The sequence below is a fragment of the Streptomyces sp. NPDC002838 genome (genome assembly GCF_040295365.1).
Taxonomy (GTDB): Bacteria; Actinomycetota; Actinomycetes; order Streptomycetales; family Streptomycetaceae; genus Streptomyces.
Genome location: NZ_JBEOVF010000009.1, coordinates 142248 through 158620 on the forward strand (window position 1 = coordinate 142248; position 16373 = coordinate 158620).

Consider the following 16373-nt stretch of genomic DNA (forward strand, 5'->3'; position numbering starts at 1 on the left):
GGCGTTGTCGCCCGGGCCGTGGACGCCACCGTTGAAGGCGACCCGGTACGGGCGGTTCGGCGCGAAACGGCGGGCGGTGGCGAAGCCGACCGCGTCCTCGTTGTGCATGCCGTTGATGACCCGGGCGCTCAGGTGCCAGCTCAGACCGTGGTCGGCGCTCAGGTCTGAAGAGGGAATGGGCGGTGAGGTCGGCACGGGACCAAGGCGGTGGACTGCGGCGGTGGACCGCCCTCGACGGCCTCAGCTCCTGCCTGAGCGGCGTCACTTTGCAGGAAGGTGAGCTCGCAGCTATCCTCATATTCAACAATGCGACTAAGTGCCTAGTTGTTTAGCAATGGCCGTGTGCCACTTCCATCAGCAGCGTTGACGAGAGGCGGTCGGCCCCGTGTCGAGCAGTGGGTATCTGCGCTATGTCGCCCTGGGTGACAGTCACACCGAGGGGCTCGGGGACGGCGACGACGTCTGTGGTCTTCGGGGCTGGGCGGACCGGCTCGCCGAGCAGGTCGCCCGCCACAGCCCCGGCCTGCTCTACGCCAACCTCGCGGTGCGCGGCCGTAAGGCCGGTCAGGTGCGCGCCGAGCAGCTGGCCCCGGCTCTCGCGATGCGGCCCGACCTCGCCACCGTGGTGGCTGGGGTCAACGATGCGTTGCGCCCGGGCTGCGACCTCGACGAGGTGGCCGGCCATGTTGAGGCGATGTTCGCCGCCCTCACGGCGCAGGGCGCCACCGTCGCGACCCTCATGTTTCCCGATGTCGGGCGTATCACGCCGTTGGCCCGCCCGATCGGTCACCGTGTTCTCGCACTCAACGCGCGCATCCGGGAGGCCGCCGACCGCCACGGCGTGGTGGTGGCGGAGACGGCCGCGCACGCGGCGGCGACCGATCCGCGGTTGTGGAGTGCTGACCGGCTGCACGCCGGCCCGCTGGGACACACGCGCATCGCGGCTGCCGTGGCCCAGGCGCTCGGTCTGCCGGGCAGCGACGACAAGTGGACCCTTCCCCTTCCGGCCGAGGGGACAGACATCTCTGTCTGGAGGACCGTGGGTGCCGAACTGCGCTGGGCCGGCACCTTCCTCGGCCCTTGGGTCGGCCGCCGCCTGCGTGGCCGCTCCTCTGGCGACGGCCGCCAGGCCAAGCGGCCGGCGCTGCTTCCGGTGGCCGCGTCCGCTGGGGACACCTCCCCATCGGTGTGATGCTCTGGCTTGCGACGACGCCGGCGGCTCCTCGTGCTGAACTGCTCTTCACCGGACGGGAGCTGGAAATGAGTGACATCCATCCCTTCGCGTACTGCGCGCGAAGCGTCTGCGGATCGTCAGCGACGTGGTCGTAGGCGTCGTGGCACTGCTGTTCCCCGTGTTCTGCGTCAGTCCAACATCGACCCCGCCAGTCACCTCCACAAGCTGCTCATCGGCTGGCCAGCGAGATGACGGAGGAGCTCGGCAAGGGCAAGCTGTTCGGCGCGCTCGTCGCCCCGCGACACTTTCACCGTCGCCGCACTCACCAGCCCCGAGGCGGCGCGCAACGCCGTCCGCCCGACACTCACCGTGCTGGCCAGTCGGCCTAGCGCAGGTGGGCAGGGAGCTGACCGCTCAGGCAGAGCCGGCCGTTGCCGTGCTCCTGCCGCTGACCGACCCGACCGTGGCACAGGTCGGGGACGGGCATCCGCTCTCCCACAGCGGCCTGGGCCTGAGGGCCTTCTCCTACTCGCTCGTCCTCGTCGTCTGCGGCATGCTCGCCGCCAATGTCATCAGCGGCCAGGTGGACCACGCCCTCGGCTACACCCACAGCGACATGGGCACGCTGCGGATCCACAGCCCGCTACTGCGGGCGACCCGGGTACAGACCCTGGCCCTCAGCAGCACGCTCATGCCGGGGATGGCTGTTCATCACGATCTTCTACATCGCCATGGCGGTACCGACGTCCGGCGCCACGGTCCCCCTCCAGGCACTCCCCGGCCGCCGGTGATCTGACGCAGGGGCTGGAACTCATCCTCTACTACGACGCCCAGGGCGACGCCGGACTGCCCCGAGGCTGGGTGATCCTGGGCTTGGGACTCGCGGTCGCGTGCCTCTTCGGCTTCGGCGTGACCCGGTTCTACGACCGCAAGGGACTGCATCGCAATCCCGCCGACAAGGAACCGCAGCCGGTCCTCGCTCGGACACAGACCGACGACCCCTGAGAGGCCGGGCTGCTCACAACCGTCCAGCTACTAACTTTGTTGACTAACTGTGTGGGTGGGACCGCCGCACTCAGCCGTCGGCCCGGAGCGCGGCCGTGCGCCGTTCGAGCCTGCGCAGCGCCATGTCCCCCCACTGGAGGTTCTCCCGCTCGAACGACATCCCGCGCAGCAGGGTGAGATACGGGCCGATGCGCTCGGCCTCGGCGAAGTACGCCTCCTCAGAGCGCCCGTCGAGCAGGCGCTGCCGGAGCCGCTCGTAGCGGGCCAGCTTGGCGGTGGCCCACTCCATGCGCTCGGTGATGGCGGTCCGGACCGCTTCCATGTCGCCCGCGTCCAGGCACTGCACCTTGACAAGCAACTCGTCCCGGATCACCGCCGGTTTACCCAAGGGCTCGGCGGTGTAGGCGTGGACGGCCTTCCGCCCGGCCTCCGTCAAGGAGAACAGTCGCTTGTTGGGGCGGCGCTTCTGCTCGACGACGCGGGCCGTGACGAGTCCTTCGGCCTCCATGCGATCCAGCTCCCGGTAGAGCTGCTGAGGCGTCGACATCCAGAAGTTGGCGACCGTCGCGTCGAACGCCTTCGCGAGGTCGTACCCGGACGCCTCGCCCTCCAACAGCGCGGCCATCACCGCGTTCCGCAAAGCCATGGATGCACGCTAGCAGATTAATCAACAACGTGACTAATAGTCACCCATTCCCTGTAGACAAGCCCTAACGGGGCCCTCTATTCTCCACCACACCTATTCACATTTCTGAGTATCAGAGGTGGGCTCATGCATCCCTTCCGCAAGGCCGTCGAGAGCGGCGACCTGGAGGCCGTGGCCGCTCTGCTGGCCGACGACGTCGTCTTCACCAGCCCCGTCACCTTCAAGCCGTACCCGGGCAAGGCGATCACCGCGGCGATCCTGCGCGGCGTGCTCCGGGTCTTCGAGGACTTCACCTACATCCGTGAGATCGCCAATTCCGACGGCCGCGATCACGCCTTCGTCTTCACCGCCACTGTCGCCGGCAAGCAGATCCAGGGATGCGACTTCCTGCACTTCGACGACGACGGGAAGATCGACGAGTTCACGGTGATGGTGCGCCCGCTCTCCGCCGCCCAGGCGCTCGGCGAGGCCATGGGCGCCCAGTTCGAGCAGATCGCCCGAGAGGCCGCCGAACAGTAACCACGACGACGGGCTTCGACGGACTGCGCACCCCTCCTGGCGGAGCGCCACAACGTCCCCGGCGGCTGCGCCACCTCCTTTCGACGAGGCCACTTCGAGTTCGAGACGGCGCTGCACCAGCTGTCCGGAGTCGGCCTGGAAGTCCAGCCGTACACGCTGCGCGGGCTGTTCGAGAAGCTGGGCGTCGCTGACTCGCTGTAGTTCGTCCAGGAGCACGACCTGTATCGCGCCGTGGTACCCGGCCGGCACGATGTGACCCTGCCCGCCGACTGGGCCGGCGCCGTGGACGCCCTGGGGGACGCCTTCCCCGGCAACCGCGCCCGCGTCGAGCGTTTCTTCGCGCTCGCCAGGGACGTGACGGAGCCGTCACGGCACACGACCTCGACGCCCGGATGCTCGCGCAGCCAAGCTTCCAGCGTGTCGGCGGTGCGGTCGGGCAGCACGTCGATCCGCTCATAGGTCTCGGCGTCGATCACCACGGTGGCATAGCGGTGCCGCCGGCGCAGAGCGAAGTCGTCGACGCCGATCACGCGGGGCGTCCGCCCGGTGGGCAACGGGATGCGCAGCAGGGCGCGCAGGGCCGTGTGGCGAGCAGGCCCGCCGCGAGTATCGCCAGCAAACGAGATCCCGCCCGGCCCGCCAATTCCTTCACCACAGCCTTGACTTACCTGGTCAGACGGGCCGTGCGTCGCTGGTGACGCTCAAACACTCCGGGCATCTGCTCGCGGAAGGGCTGCCGGCAGCCGCGCGTGGGACACACCAAGCGCCGCACCCGCACACGGACGTCGAGGACGGCTGCCCGTCCGCCGCCTCTGCTCGACGAGATCGGGCGCTGCGCGGACGAGACCAGGCGGACGTTCACCGACGGTGTGCTGGTCGTCATGGGCGACATCGCCGCCCGCCTGACGCCTGACGATCCGCCCTCCGCGAGCGAAGGCGCTCAGCGTCTTCGTCATGATGGTTGGGACATTCCATGGCCCGTGAGCGCCGGCGCCGAGCCGGTCGGCCACGTCCGCCTCGGCTACGCCCGAGCCTCGACCGCCCGGCAGTCCCTGGACGCACAGCTGGACTCCCTCGCCGAGGCCGGCGTGACCCGGGTCTTCTCCGAGAGGATCTCCACCCGCGCCACCACGCGCCCCGAACTGGAGGCCGCCGTCAAACTCGCCGGAGAGATCCGCTCCTCCGGTGTACGCGTCACCCTCCCGAGGAGTTGAAGGCCAGCGACGTCGGTCTGGAGTTCCTCACCGGGGAGCTTAAGGGCTGCCACGATCCCTCCGGCAATCGTGTTCACCGTGCTGGCGGCCATGTCCGATATGGAGCGCGAGTACATCCGCGACCGAACCCTGGAGGGCCACGAGAGGAGTCCTCGGAAGGGGCTTCGCCGCGCGGCGGGCACTCGCGGCAGCGCCGCCCCCCGGCGTGGACTCTTTGCGGGCAGGCGCCGCGGAGTCCTGAGCTCCTGGAACGCTCAGGAGCTCAGGGGCCTGCGAAGCCGTATGGGCAGGATCGAATCCTGCCAGGGGCACACTGCCGATGTACCTCAGCCGAAGTTCGCAGTGATCCGGTCGGCATACGTGCGGTACGCCTTGCGCCCGGCCGGGCTGGGCGCCCTCGCCGGCGAGGGCGGCGCCCTGCTGACACACAGCAGTGTCCAGCCAACTCCTAGTCAGTCCGCCCAACTGAACACAAGGACTTGACAGGGAATGTGAAGGCGGCGATGTCCCAGTCGCTGCTCGACCACGGCCGGGCCGGCCGGTTCGCCTTCCCACCGCCGATCGGGTCGCTGCTGGACGTGGACCTCGAAGACGGCGTCACGTTGCGCGTCTATATGGACGGCTCAGTGCCGGCCGACTGGTCCGGCGGCCGCACACCTGTTCTGGGCCCCGGCGTGGTGCCGGAACCGGGGGTGCTCTCCAGCTGCCCGTACGTGTACCGGGGGCGGTGCGAGAGCAGCGGAGCAAGCCGCCAGGTCTGGATCGGCACGCGGAGCGTGGCCCGCCCCACCGAATGGGTCCCCCTCGCCGACTGCACCTGGACCGACAACGGCCTGATCACCCCGGCTGCCGGCGAGATCCTGCGACAACACCCCCCTACCTCCGGCCCTTCACCGGCCGGGACGGCAGATCGCACGGGAGCCCTGCCGGAGAACGTCATCCGGTTCATCCGCGGCCTGGAGGCAGCCCAGCGCACCGGGACCGTCGAACACGTGCGCCGCCTGTGCGCCGGCAGCGGCCCGTTCCTTGAAACCCTGACGGGCGCAGTCCGCGCCGAAGCACAGCAAGCCCTCGACGAAGCCCGCGACTGGCTCACCGGGCACGAGGACTATCAGCAGCGCGTCTTCGCCGACCTCGCCAAAGCTGTCACCGAGAGGCGGGCCTGGGACGTCCGCTCCCAGCTGCAGACCGCAACGACCCACGTGTACCGTCGGTGATGCCCCAGACCGTGACCCCGCTCGCCCGTCACCCGTCGGCGATCGACTGACCGCACGCCATTGCGGGCGGCGTCATCCGCCACCATCGAGGTCGGCGCGCCGACGGAGCACCCGCAGCTCGTCACCGAGGAGCCGCATCTCGTACAGCTTCCCCCGCGCGTTGTCGAAGGGGCGGTGGAGGACCATCATCAGCCGGCCGTCGAAGGTGTGGAACAGCATGCCGTGACCGCTGTCGTCGCGGACCAGCGGCCGGCGCTGCTGCCACGGTCCCGTGATGTCCCCTGACTGCGAGACGGCGTAGGTCTGTACGTAGCCGCCGCCGATGGTGCCGTCCTGGCCGATCATGTTCATTTCGTACGTCGACCACAGCATGAGCAGCGTGCCGTCAGGGGCGCGGTACAGCTGAGGGCCGTCGGTGACATAGGGCGGGAGCTGGTTCGGGACGCCGCCCGGGATCTGCTCGCTGGCCCAGGGCGCGTCCGAGGCCTTGAACAGGAAGACCGGATCTCCGATCGTCCGGGACAGGTCCGGAGCCAGCCGGATCGCTTCCATGGTTCCGTCGATGGTCTGCAGCCACTCGTGCGCGTACACCATCCAGGGCTGCCCGGACGGGTCGACGTAGAGCGTGCCGTCGAGGGTCATGAGGTGCTCGGGCGGGGTGGGTCGTGAGGGGTCGACGACGGTGAAGGGACCCAGCAGCGAGTCGGAAACGGCCGTGATGGTGCCGCGCATGTAGTTCGGGATCTGGAACGGCGTGCCCCATCGGTTGGGTGGTGGCACCGGAAGCGGCTTGTCCTGGTTGTGCAGGGTGGTGAACAGGTAGTACCTGCCGCCCCGTTCGTGCACCTCCGGCGCCCACCCGCCGTCGGTCGCCCAGATTCCCTGCTGTCCGGCGGCCAGGAAGACCACGACGGGGCGCATCCAGTCGCGCAGGTCGTGGCTGCGGTAGACCATCGTGCCGGTGCCGTTCACGCCCGATACGGACGGGTCGTTGGAGGTGTAGAGGTAGTAGGCGCGGGTCTTCTCGTCGGCGACGATGAACGGATCGTGCAGCGGCATGCCGGGAAGCCGCATCGGTTCGGTATCGGCCACGGTCGAAGAATACGGTGGCGCGGTGTCGGCGGAAGCCGACGCGGATGACGCACTGCCTCGCTCTGGTTGCTGTCGCTCTCCGGTCGGCTGTGTCACTCGTCGTCCGGGGTGGCTGTCGGGTGTGTGAGTGTCGCGACCGCGGCGGCCAGTTGCTTCTGTACGGGCTCCGGCAGCGCGTCGCCCCTGACGGTGTTCACCAGATCCCGGGCCAGGTGGTGCACCTTGATGTTGGTGTTCTGGGAGGTCCTGACCAGAGTGGTCCAGGCGTCCTCCGGACTGAGGCCGAAGCTCGCCATCAGGATGCCGCGGGCCAGGTCGATCGTCGGCCGGGTCTGCATCGCTCGGCGCAGCTGCACCAGCTCTATGCGCGGGTCGGGCCGCTGCTCCGGATCGTCCGCGCCGGAAGCGGTGAACAGGGAACGGGCGTCGGTGAGATCGAGTACCCGCTCGACAGCGGGTCCGGCGGCACGCAGGGTGACGGTCTTGGACTCTTCCAGGGCCTGTTGGCGGATGCCCAGCAGGACGTTGAGGGTGGCGCAATCGAAGAACTCGACCCCGCTGAGGTCCAGGTCGATCCCTCGGGTCGAGTCGGCGAGTGCCGAGCGCAGCGCATGACGCAACCAAGGCTCCGCTTGAAGACCGAGTTCCCCCCACACGGTCACGACCATACGATCGCCCTCCTGGTCGACGAGCGCGGTCACCTCGGAGGCTCGGGGTGCCCCGCTACGGTCAACCGATCCCGCACTGGGGTCGCCGCCCCCCGACCCGGAGTGCGCTGAGTACGCCGACTGCGGCATGACGCTCTCCCACGACCTCTCGTCCACTTGCTTCTCCCAAGCTCGCGCCTACGCACCAGACACGTCAACAGATACACGAAATAAATTTCGGGTATTTGTGTGCGCGAAACCTTGAACGTATGATGCGTGCATGGGTGTAGTGCCTGAGCCGCACACTGGCTGGACGTTCATTACCAACCACGCACGCGTGCTGGCGGTCATCGCCGACGATCCGAACGCGCGCATCCGGGACATCGCGGCGCACTGCCGGCTTACGGAGCGTGCCGTCCAAAAGATCATTTCCGACCTGGAGCAGGCCGACTACCTGTCACACACCCGGGAGGGGCGTGGCAACACCTACCGGATCGAGCCCGGCAAGGTTCTGCGCCACCCCGCCGAAGCCGGCCTCAGCGTGGCCTCCCTGCTCTCCCTACTGGTGCAGGACGAGGTCGATCGCACGGCTCACAGCCGCGTCGGCCCCGATGGAAACCGGCCCCGTTAGGGCGTTTCCTCCCGGTCGTCGAGGCCACGCCGGAGCATCACGCGTCCGCCGGTTGCGGGGCGAGCAGGTCTGCGAGGTCGACGCGGGTGAGGAACTCGCGTCGGATGCGGTCGGCGACGTCCGAGACCTCCTCGGAGCCGTCGTCGGCGGGATCGATGTGGACCCGATACGGGCGCTGCCCGGCGGGGAGCGCGCCGACGCGGGCCATCTCGTCGGACACGGGCGAGGCGTCCGCGCCTTCGGGGGCCGGCGCGGCGAGTTTCTCGGCGACCCGTTCCATGAGACCGGGAGACCGGCGTACTTGGTCTCGTACTGTGCCTCGCCGGTGTGGTCGGCCGGGCGGCCGGAGTGGGCGAAGTGGTTGGTGCCGCTCGTGAACGAGCCGGGCACCACGATCGAGGTCTCGACGCTCCGGGCGAGCTCGGCGGAGTAGCTGACGGCCAGGGATCCATGGCGGCCTTGGCGGCGAAGCAGGGCGCCAGGTAGGGGCGGGGTACCGCCCTTGACGCTCGTGCTCGACACCCAGATCACCAGGCCCCGGCCCGCCGCGCGCAGGTGCGGCAGGACCGCCCGGTTGACGCGCCGGGTGGACAGTACGTTGACGTCGTAGAGCTCGGCGAGCTGCTCGGGGGTGAACGCCTCCGCGGGGCCGGTGACTGCTCGGGGGCTACGCGCAGAGCCCGGCGATCAGCGACGACGGACAGCGTGCCGCTTACACCTTCACCACACCCGTCCCCAAAGGGCCCCACGTCGGCCATGTGTTCCTGCAGGACCGCGCCGCCGGCACGGAGCAGGTGGTCGACGTGGCGCACGACGGGACGACACCGCTGCGGGTCCTGGGGCCCCCGTCGATCAGTGGCGACGGCCGACGGGTGCTCTTCTCGAAATTCAACAGCGGGGCCGTCACCCCCGACGACCGGTCCAGCAGCACGTTTGTCAGGGACGTGGAGACCGGCAGCACGATCGCGGTCCCGGGCAACCCGGACCGGCCCGGCACCAGCGGCGGCACCCTGAGCGCCGACGGCCGCCATGTGGCGTACGAGCTGGGAGCCGACGACCCCGCCGCCGAACTCGGCTGGGCCTGGCCGGCCGTGGTCCTCGACCTGAAGACCGGGGAGTCCCGGCGCGTGAGCTCGGGCACGGACGGCGGTCCTGCGAACGGGTCGCTCGGGCGGGGGGCCATCTCGGGCGACGGCCGGCTCGTGGTGTTCAACTCGAACGACACCGACCTCGTGCCCGAGGACACCAACGCGGTGAGCGACGTCTTCGTGCACCGCGTCCGGTGACCGCCGACGCCGTGGCGGTCCGGCGTCAGTGCCGCGCGGCCGGGTCGCGCGTCGTCGTCCCGGAGGACGGCCGCGCGCGAACCCAACGGAACAGCACCACTGAGCAGAGGGCCGCGAACGCGCACCAGGTCGAGACGAACTCCAGCCGCCACAGAGCCCAACAGGCCAACGCCCCCACGGCGACCAGCATCCCCAGCACCAGCAGCGGCCGGTCACCGGACAGCAGCAACGAGCCCACGGTCACCACGAGGTAGCCCGTGACGAGCAGAGGCGTGTGGGAAAGGTCGAACGTGTAGCCGATCGTGCGACCGCGGATCTCGGCGGTGACCGGGCCGGTGGCAAGCCCGTACGCGAGCATCGCGGCCGTCGCGGCTCCGGCTGCGAGCAGCAGGCTCAGTCGGCGCCGGCTGTGCGGTGGGGCGGCACACAGCACTCCCGCCGGCACCCAGACCGCGAGCAGGGGCAGTGCGATGACGGCCCACAGGGTGGTGGCAGGTCCGCTGCCACCACCCGATTCCCAGACGACCGACTCGACGATCTGATGGGCCCCGAGCAGCAACGGCAGCGCGGCGAGCGGCAGATCCCGGCTCCATCCCACCCGCGCCACACACGCCACTCCGACGCCCGCGACAGCGGTGCCCGCCACGAGATCGGCCGTCGCACTCCAACACATCACGCCACCATGGGGTTCGCCGTCGTGCGTATCCGCCTACGCCGCAGACCAAGCTACGTCCGGCCCCGCCGACGATCCGGGTGACACGACGGCCGAGCCCTGCCTGTCACGGCCACAACGGCTGAGCCCCCACGGCTTTCCGGGCTCGCTCACGCCCACGGGTGGTCCTGCCCGCGCAGGAGCTAGAGGCGGATGGTCATCTCCACGGTCACGTCGTCACCTTCCGAGAGCCCCTGCGGCTTGCGCACGGCGTTCTTGAGCGGCAGCAGGTAGCCGCCGTCCCTGGGGAAGAGCGACGTCTCGAAGGCGACCTCGCCGATCCGGGCCTCGACCGGGATCACGCCCCAGCCGTACGTGGCCATCGCGGCCACCTCGCGGATGTCGGCGCACTCCTGCTCCGGCACGGGGACGAAGTAGTACGGCGCCGGCCCGCGCCATTCGATCAGCCGGCCCGGTGATCACGTGCTGTCTCCCGCCAACTCGCCGACGATCCACGGGGGGTGAGACTACCTGCCGTACGGCGGTGCGACATGGCGTGGTCGGAGGACGTCACCCTCCCCCGAAGGTGACGTCCTCCGACCGCTTCCCCCGGCGCCGGACAGTGGTCCGAGCATCGTCCGTGTGCGGCCTGCTCGTGCTGTCACCAGCACATGACGGCTGTTTCCCCCGAACCCCAGCCGGAGTACAGGCGCACACGGACGAAGTAGCGGCGGCCCTTGACGAGATGGGCCTTGATCGTGGCGTTGCGCGGTGTTCCCCCGTCGTCCTGGCCGGTGAGGTAGCGGGGCTCGCCGTCCCGCTCCTCGAAGACCACGACGACCGTGTCGCTGTCGCCGAACGTGCCCACGGTGTACTCGCGGGTCTCCGGCGGCTCGACGACGAAGTCGGCCTGTTCGCCGGGGCCGAGGCTGAGCGGCGCCGAGCGGAAGGGCACCAGGGCGGGTGGCCCCGGCGGACCGGCCGGCGGGTACCAGCGCAGCACGAACTCCTTGTCGGCGGCCGAGAGCGTGCCCGGCGAGTTCAGACCCGCGCGGTACTGCTCGGGCTCCAGGATCAGCCCCGCCGAGAAGGGGTACTGCATGATCGAGTGCGGGTCCCAGACGGAACCGTTGACCTCGTCGCGGTCGAGCTTGCGCAGGATGTTGAAGAAGGTCCTGTCCCGGTTCCAGAAGTTCGGCGGGCCCGCCAGATCGGCGTAGACGGCCTCGTCGTCCCAGTGGATGCCGGCGAACGGGCTCTGGTGCTCGTGGAGCATGCCGAGCGCGTGCCCGATCTCGTGCAGGGCCGTCCCGCGCTCCCCGGGCGCGGTCAGGTCCCAGCCGAAGTTCATGGTGCGTTCGTGCAGGCCGACCCGCAGCGCGTCCTTGCCCACGGTCGACCAGGAGCCGTCGCCGAGCTGGAACCCGATGCGCAGTTCGGCCTCCGAGCGGTCGCCGACCTCGGCGAACGACACGCCCATGCCTAGGTCCTGCCACTCCTGGAAGCACTCGCGTACGACGTCCTGCTGTTCCTTGGCGCCGGCCCACGACACCCGCCGGGTCGCCCCGGTGCCGGGCACGGGAATGACCGAGCCGTCGGTGTCGTCGTCGAAGAAGTAGTAGTGCAGCACGGTGTTGTTGACCCACATACGGCTTCCGCCGATGAGCGCACTGAGCCGCTCGGCGGCCAGCCCTGCCGCGAAGGCGGGGGCGGGCTGCTGCGCGAGGGAGCAGTAGCGTGCGGTCATGGCGATGAGCATGCCGTCGACCGTCCCGGGAGCGCCTGAGTCGGGGCCTACTCAAGTCACCCTGTATCAGGCTTGAGTACGGCGGCTCTAGCTTCCGTGATGACTTTGGAACGGGGCGCGAAGACCCTGGAGCTGCCCTGGCCCTTCACCGGCCGGGACGACGAACTGGAACTGGTCCGCCGGTCCGTGACCTCCGCACGCAGCGGCATCGTGGTGACCGGCCCGGCCGGCAGCGGCAGGACCCGCCTCGTGACGGAGGCCGTCCGCGGGTCCGACTGCGCCAAGGTGGCCGGAACCCCCGAGACCCGGCAGATCCCCTTCGCCGCGTTCGCGCACCTCCTGCCCGAGAACGTCTCGCTGCACCGCGCGGTCCAGCTGCTGTCCGGGACCCGGCTGTTGCTGGTCGACGACGCCCATCTGCTCGACGACGCCTCGGCCGGCCTGGTCCACCAACTTGCCGTGCACGGACGCACCCGCCTGCTCGTCGTCGCCACCGACGGCGCCCCGGCGCCCGGCGCGATCTCCCGGCTGTGGACCGGGGAACTGCTGCCGCGCCTCGCCCTGGAGCCGCTGCCCCAAGAGGAGACGGCCCACCTGCTGACGGCGGGCGCCGCCGGCGGCCTGGAGCCGCTCACCGTCGACCGGCTGTACCGCCTGTGCCAGGGGGACCTGCGGCTGCTGCGCGACCTCGTGGGCGCGGTGCGCGAGGGCGGGCTGCTCACCCGGGTGCCGGGCACGGACGAGTGGGCGTGGCGCGGCCCGGTGCCGATGACCGCGACCGTACGCGAACGCAGCGCGCCCGTCCTCGACCGCGGCTGCCCCGAGGAGAGCGAGACCCTCGAACGACTGGCCTTCGCCGAGCCCCTGCCGCTGCCTCTGGACGACCTCCACCTGATGAGCCTCGAACGCCTGGAGGCCGACGACCTGGTCCACGTCGACGACCACGGCACCGTCCGCCTCGCCCACCCCCTGCACGGCCCGGTGCTGCGGGCCGCCGCCGGACGGCTGCGGGCCAGGCGACTGGCCCGCACGCCGGACAGCTGCACAGCCGCCCTGGAGACGGAGGCGGCCACGCTGACACGGGGGATCGAGAGCGCCGACGTACGGACGATTCCCGCGCCCGTGGGGGAGTGGCTGGTGGCGGAGGGCGCACCGGTGCCGGCCGGCTACGCGGCCGTACGAGCGCGGTTCTCACGGCTGCGGGGGGAACTGCGGGAGGCGGCCGCCTGGGCGAGGGAGGGGCTGCTGGGCGCGTCCGACGACCGGTCCTGCCGCGCCGAACTCGCCCTGGCCGTAGCCCAGTCGGGCGAGCTGTCCCAGGAGGGCCTCGGGGACGGGACGGCGGCCTGGCAGGCGGCCGCCCGCGGCGACCTCGACGGAGCCGTGGAGACGATCGATCCCTACGACGCCGTCCGCCTCGGCGCACCCGAGCGGGCCCTCGGCCTTCTGACCGGCGTCTTCGCCGCCCACGCCGACGCGCTCGCCCGCGGCGACGGACCGGCCCTGGACCGGGCCGCCGTACGGCTGGAGGAGCGCGGCTTCCTGCTCTTCGCGGCCGAGGCGCACGCCCAGGCCGTACGGGCACACCGCGACCCGCGTGCCGCCCGCACCTCACGCACCCGCGCCGTCGCACTCGCCCGACGCTGCCAGGGCGCCCGCACCCCGGCACTGTCCGGGCTGGTCCTGGGCGAACTGACCGCCAGGCAGCGGCAGATCGTGACCCTCGCGGCCGCCGGCCTCAGCAACCGGCAGATCGCGGAGAAGCTCACCCTGTCGATCCGTACCGTCGGCAACCACCTCTACAGCGCCTACGCCCGGCTCGGCGCGAGTGACCGCGGCGCCCTGCCGTGGCTGGTGGAACTGCCGGCAGCGCAGTCGGCCTGAACTGCGCCCATTGGACCGGCGGTCTGACCCCCGTGATCGGGGGAGGGGTCAGGCCGCCCCCCGACGTCAAGGGCACGGGTGGGTCAGGCCGCGCCGAACGCCGAGAACGCCCACCCCGTCGCCTGGTGCGTCGCGTCGCCCGGCAGTGTGGCCCGCGCGTCGCGCAGCGCCTCCGCCAGGGACAGACCGGCGCTCAGCCCCTTGTGCAGCGCGAGCATCAGCGGCACCACCGCCGCGTCGTTGACGGGTGCGCTGCACGCCACCACCCCGGCCGTGCCCAGCGGCAGCAGCGCGGTGACCAGGCCGAGCAGCTCGTCGGCGCCGACGGACGCGAACCGGGCGGTGTCGCAGCAGGACAGGATGATCCGGTACGGGCTGCGGTCCAGGCGCTCGAAGTCGTGGACGATGAGCGGGCCGTCGGCCATCCGCAGCGACGAGAACAGCGGGCTGTCCGCGCGGAACGTGCCGTGCGCGGCGATGTGGGCCAGAGCCGAGCCGTCGAGCTCCTCCAACACCCGTGGAACACGTGCCTCTTCGTGCTCCAGCACGATCGAACCGCCGTACCGGTCGGCCAGTTCGGACACCTCCGCGCCGCCCGTCGCCAGCCCCGGGCCGCGCACCAGCACCTGCCGTCCGCCGGGCGGCGGCGCCGTCTCCCGGGCCCGCAGCCAGCTGCTCGCCGACGGCGACACGCTGAACACCCGGTCCCGCAGCGAGGGCAGGAGCGCCCACGGCACCCGGTGCAGCCGGCCCGGCGGCACCACCACGACCGGCCCGGAGCCCAACTGCGCCGCCGCCGGACCGAGCAGCAGCTCCTCCAGCCGACGGCCCGCCGCCTCCACCACCGGAAGCCTTGCCTCCGCCCCCGGATGGGCCAGCCGCCGCAGCCCGGCCTGCACATGCTCGGCCTCGGTCTCCGCCTCGGCGAGCAGCCCCGCCTCGAACCGCCGCACCCGCCCCTGCCCGCACAGCAGCACGTGCACACGCCCGTCGAGCACGGCCAGCTCCACCAGCCGCACGCCGTCACCCAACCGTTCCAGCAACCGGGCAGGGTCGAACCGGTCTCCGTCGCCGGGCGCGTCGCCGCGCATGTGCAGGGTCCGGGAGCGGATCTCCCGCTCGAGCCGCCGCTGTTCGCGCTCCAGGGCCGGAACCGAGCGGCCGTCCCTGCGGGCCTCCTCCGCGCGGGCGGCGATCTCGCGGAACGCGGTGAGGTCACCGAGCAGCGCCGCGTCGGCGGGCGGCCGGGTCGGCGGCGCGGACAGGACGGTCGCCCGCCAGCGCTCGCTCCACCTCAGCAGCCGCCGAGGCCCGCCCGAGTCGAGACTGGCCCGCTGGGCCAGCGCGGCGAGCTCCGCGCCCTGCGCGGTGGCCCGGGCCCGCAGCTCCGAGGCGCCGAGCGTCATCCGGTGGTCGTCGAGCACGTCCAGGCCACGCCGGCAGGCCTCCAGGACACCCCGGCCGGAACCGGCCGCCCGGGCCCGCAGCGCCTGGGCCGCCCAGCCGGTCATCCGGGCCAGCGGCGGCCCGCTGTGCCTGCTGCGCGCGGCGACGGCCAGGTGCCGCTCCGCGTCCGCCGTCCAGCCCAGGCCGAGCGCCATCCGGCCGGCGAGCAGCGAGGCCTCCGGCGCGGCCGGCGCACCGAAGGCGGCCAGCCGTTCGGCCACCGCGGCGGCGTCCGCGACCAGTCGTCCGGAGCCGCGCCCGGCGGCGACCCGGGCCTCGATCAGCACCAGCCGGGCGTGCGTCTCCCACCAGGTGCGCCGCTGCCCGGCGAACAGCCGTACGGCCATGTCCGCGCGCGCGATCGCCGTATGCGGATCGCCCACCAGCCGGGCCGCCCGCGCGGCGGCCAGCAGCAGTTCCGCCTTGCGGGTGGACTGCCCGCCGATACCGTCGAGGACGGCGATCGCCGCGTCCGCCTCGGCCAGCGCCTCCGGGGCGAGCCCGGCGGCCATCAGGACCTCGCAGCGCCGGATGTTCAGCATGAACGTCGGCGTCCCCAGCTTGGCGTACCGCTCCTCGGCCTCGTCAAGGAGCCGCAGCGCGGCAGGCACGTCCCCCGACCGGAACGCGGCAAGGCCCCGGCTCTCCACCGCGTCGGCCTTGTCGTGCTCCTGGCCCGTGGTGTCCCACAGCGCCTCGGCCGCGGTGAAGTCGGCGTCCGCGCGGTCCACCGCGCCGAGCGCGAGATGCACGGTCGCGCGCAGGGTCAGCGCACGCGCCGTCCAGATGACGTCGTCCACCTGCCGCAGCACGGGGATCGACCGGCGCACGTCGTCCAGCGCCTCCCGGTGACGGCCCAGCACCCACGAGGCGTAGGCCCGGCGGTACAGCACCCGCGCGCGGGTGTGCCCGCCGCTCACCGCGACACCCCGCTCCAGCGCCTCCAGGCCCTGCCGGGTGCGTCCCGCGTGCACCAGCGCCACACCGAGGGCGGCCAGGACGTCCGCCTCCCGGTCGGCCGACTCCGCGCGCGCCGCCAGATCGCGGGCGCGGCGCAGATGGTGCAGCGCGAGCCTGAGGTCGCCCCAGTCCCGCTGCCAGATCCCGATCACCTGGTGGGCGACGGAGGCATGCAGCAGTGGAGGATCGGCGTCGAGCACCTCTTCCGCCCTCGCCAGCGCCTCGTTCGGGGCGGCGAACACCATCGGCAGCA

17 protein-coding genes and 1 pseudogene are annotated in these 16373 nt (G+C 71.5%); 9 read left to right on the plus strand and 9 right to left on the minus strand.

Features of this window, described 5'->3' with window-relative positions; all coding sequences use genetic code 11:
• The first annotated feature begins 385 nt into the window (after window positions 1-385).
• From ABT063_RS14830 to ABT063_RS14840, 3 genes are all read left to right on the plus strand, one after another.
• The gene (locus ABT063_RS14830) at window positions 386-1192 is read left to right on the plus strand and encodes an SGNH/GDSL hydrolase family protein (protein WP_351057684.1); all 807 of its coding nucleotides are present in this window, start codon (window positions 386-388) and stop codon (window positions 1190-1192) included.
• Window positions 1193-1568: 376 nt separating this feature from the next.
• Entirely contained in the window at window positions 1569-1970 is a 402-nt protein-coding gene (locus ABT063_RS14835; RefSeq protein WP_351057685.1) for a hypothetical protein, read from the plus strand.
• Window positions 1971-2047: 77 nt separating this feature from the next.
• Window positions 2048-2179, plus strand: coding sequence for a hypothetical protein (locus ABT063_RS14840; protein WP_351057686.1), 132 nt, complete (start codon window positions 2048-2050; stop codon window positions 2177-2179).
• Between the two features lie 70 nt (window positions 2180-2249).
• Here ABT063_RS14840 and ABT063_RS14845 read toward each other — a convergent pair whose 3' ends face one another.
• A complete protein-coding gene (locus ABT063_RS14845) occupies window positions 2250-2825 on the minus strand; it encodes a PadR family transcriptional regulator (protein WP_351057687.1) in 576 nt (191 codons plus the stop codon).
• Between the two features lie 126 nt (window positions 2826-2951).
• On the opposite strand from ABT063_RS14845, the gene ABT063_RS14850 reads away from it, so the two are divergent.
• On the plus strand, window positions 2952-3344 hold the full coding sequence (locus ABT063_RS14850; protein WP_351057688.1) for a nuclear transport factor 2 family protein: 393 nt from the start codon (window positions 2952-2954) through the stop codon (window positions 3342-3344).
• A gap of 353 nt (window positions 3345-3697) precedes the next feature.
• On the opposite strand, the pseudogene ABT063_RS14860 reads toward ABT063_RS14850, so the two are convergent.
• Window positions 3698-4149: pseudogene (locus tag ABT063_RS14860) on the minus strand (transposase); the annotation flags it as partial.
• Between the two features lie 76 nt (window positions 4150-4225).
• On the opposite strand from ABT063_RS14860, the gene ABT063_RS14865 reads away from it, so the two are divergent.
• Together ABT063_RS14865 and ABT063_RS14870 are read left to right on the plus strand one after the other, a co-directional pair.
• Complete coding sequence (locus tag ABT063_RS14865) at window positions 4226-4558, plus strand: recombinase family protein (RefSeq protein ID WP_351057689.1); 333 nt, start codon at window positions 4226-4228, stop codon at window positions 4556-4558.
• 479 nt (window positions 4559-5037) lie between these two features.
• A complete protein-coding gene (locus ABT063_RS14870; protein ID WP_351057690.1) occupies window positions 5038-5775 on the plus strand; it encodes a hypothetical protein in 738 nt (245 codons plus the stop codon).
• A gap of 72 nt (window positions 5776-5847) precedes the next feature.
• Here the strand turns inward: ABT063_RS14870 and ABT063_RS14875 are convergent, their stop codons facing one another.
• Both ABT063_RS14875 and ABT063_RS14880 read right to left on the minus strand, forming a co-directional pair.
• A complete protein-coding gene (locus ABT063_RS14875; protein WP_351057796.1) occupies window positions 5848-6849 on the minus strand; it encodes a glycoside hydrolase family 43 protein in 1002 nt (333 codons plus the stop codon).
• Window positions 6850-6959: 110 nt separating this feature from the next.
• Window positions 6960-7664 (minus strand): ANTAR domain-containing protein, encoded by a 705-nt coding sequence (locus tag ABT063_RS14880; protein ID WP_351057797.1) that lies wholly within the window; start codon window positions 7662-7664, stop codon window positions 6960-6962.
• A 130-nt stretch (window positions 7665-7794) separates the two neighbouring features.
• On the opposite strand from ABT063_RS14880, the gene ABT063_RS14885 reads away from it, so the two are divergent.
• Entirely contained in the window at window positions 7795-8145 is a 351-nt protein-coding gene (locus ABT063_RS14885) for a MarR family transcriptional regulator (RefSeq protein WP_351057691.1), read from the plus strand.
• 37 nt (window positions 8146-8182) lie between these two features.
• Here ABT063_RS14885 and ABT063_RS14890 read toward each other — a convergent pair whose 3' ends face one another.
• On the minus strand, window positions 8183-8425 hold the full coding sequence (locus tag ABT063_RS14890; RefSeq protein ID WP_351057692.1) for a hypothetical protein: 243 nt from the start codon (window positions 8423-8425) through the stop codon (window positions 8183-8185).
• 478 nt (window positions 8426-8903) lie between these two features.
• Here ABT063_RS14890 and ABT063_RS14895 point away from each other — a divergent pair, with 478 nt between their 5' ends.
• Entirely contained in the window at window positions 8904-9431 is a 528-nt protein-coding gene (locus ABT063_RS14895; RefSeq protein WP_351057693.1) for a TolB-like translocation protein, read from the plus strand.
• Window positions 9432-9456: 25 nt separating this feature from the next.
• Here ABT063_RS14895 and ABT063_RS14900 read toward each other — a convergent pair whose 3' ends face one another.
• The 3 genes from ABT063_RS14900 to absR1 form a co-directional block, all read right to left on the minus strand.
• A complete protein-coding gene (locus ABT063_RS14900; RefSeq protein ID WP_351057694.1) occupies window positions 9457-10104 on the minus strand; it encodes a DUF6629 family protein in 648 nt (215 codons plus the stop codon).
• Between the two features lie 182 nt (window positions 10105-10286).
• Window positions 10287-10550 carry a DUF1905 domain-containing protein gene (locus tag ABT063_RS14905; RefSeq protein WP_351057798.1) on the minus strand — a complete coding sequence of 88 codons (264 nt, stop codon included), beginning with the start codon at window positions 10548-10550 and terminating at the stop codon, window positions 10287-10289.
• Between the two features lie 194 nt (window positions 10551-10744).
• Window positions 10745-11830 (minus strand): beta-glucuronidase AbsR1, encoded by a 1086-nt coding sequence (gene absR1 / locus ABT063_RS14910; protein WP_351057800.1) that lies wholly within the window; start codon window positions 11828-11830, stop codon window positions 10745-10747.
• 99 nt (window positions 11831-11929) lie between these two features.
• Here absR1 and ABT063_RS14915 point away from each other — a divergent pair, with 99 nt between their 5' ends.
• The gene (locus ABT063_RS14915; RefSeq protein ID WP_351057696.1) at window positions 11930-13714 is read left to right on the plus strand and encodes a LuxR family transcriptional regulator AbsR2; all 1785 of its coding nucleotides are present in this window, start codon (window positions 11930-11932) and stop codon (window positions 13712-13714) included.
• An 83-nt stretch (window positions 13715-13797) separates the two neighbouring features.
• Here the strand turns inward: ABT063_RS14915 and ABT063_RS14920 are convergent, their stop codons facing one another.
• Window positions 13798-16365 (minus strand): CHAT domain-containing protein, encoded by a 2568-nt coding sequence (locus tag ABT063_RS14920; RefSeq protein ID WP_351057802.1) that lies wholly within the window; start codon window positions 16363-16365, stop codon window positions 13798-13800.
• Window positions 16366-16373 lie beyond the last annotated feature (8 nt).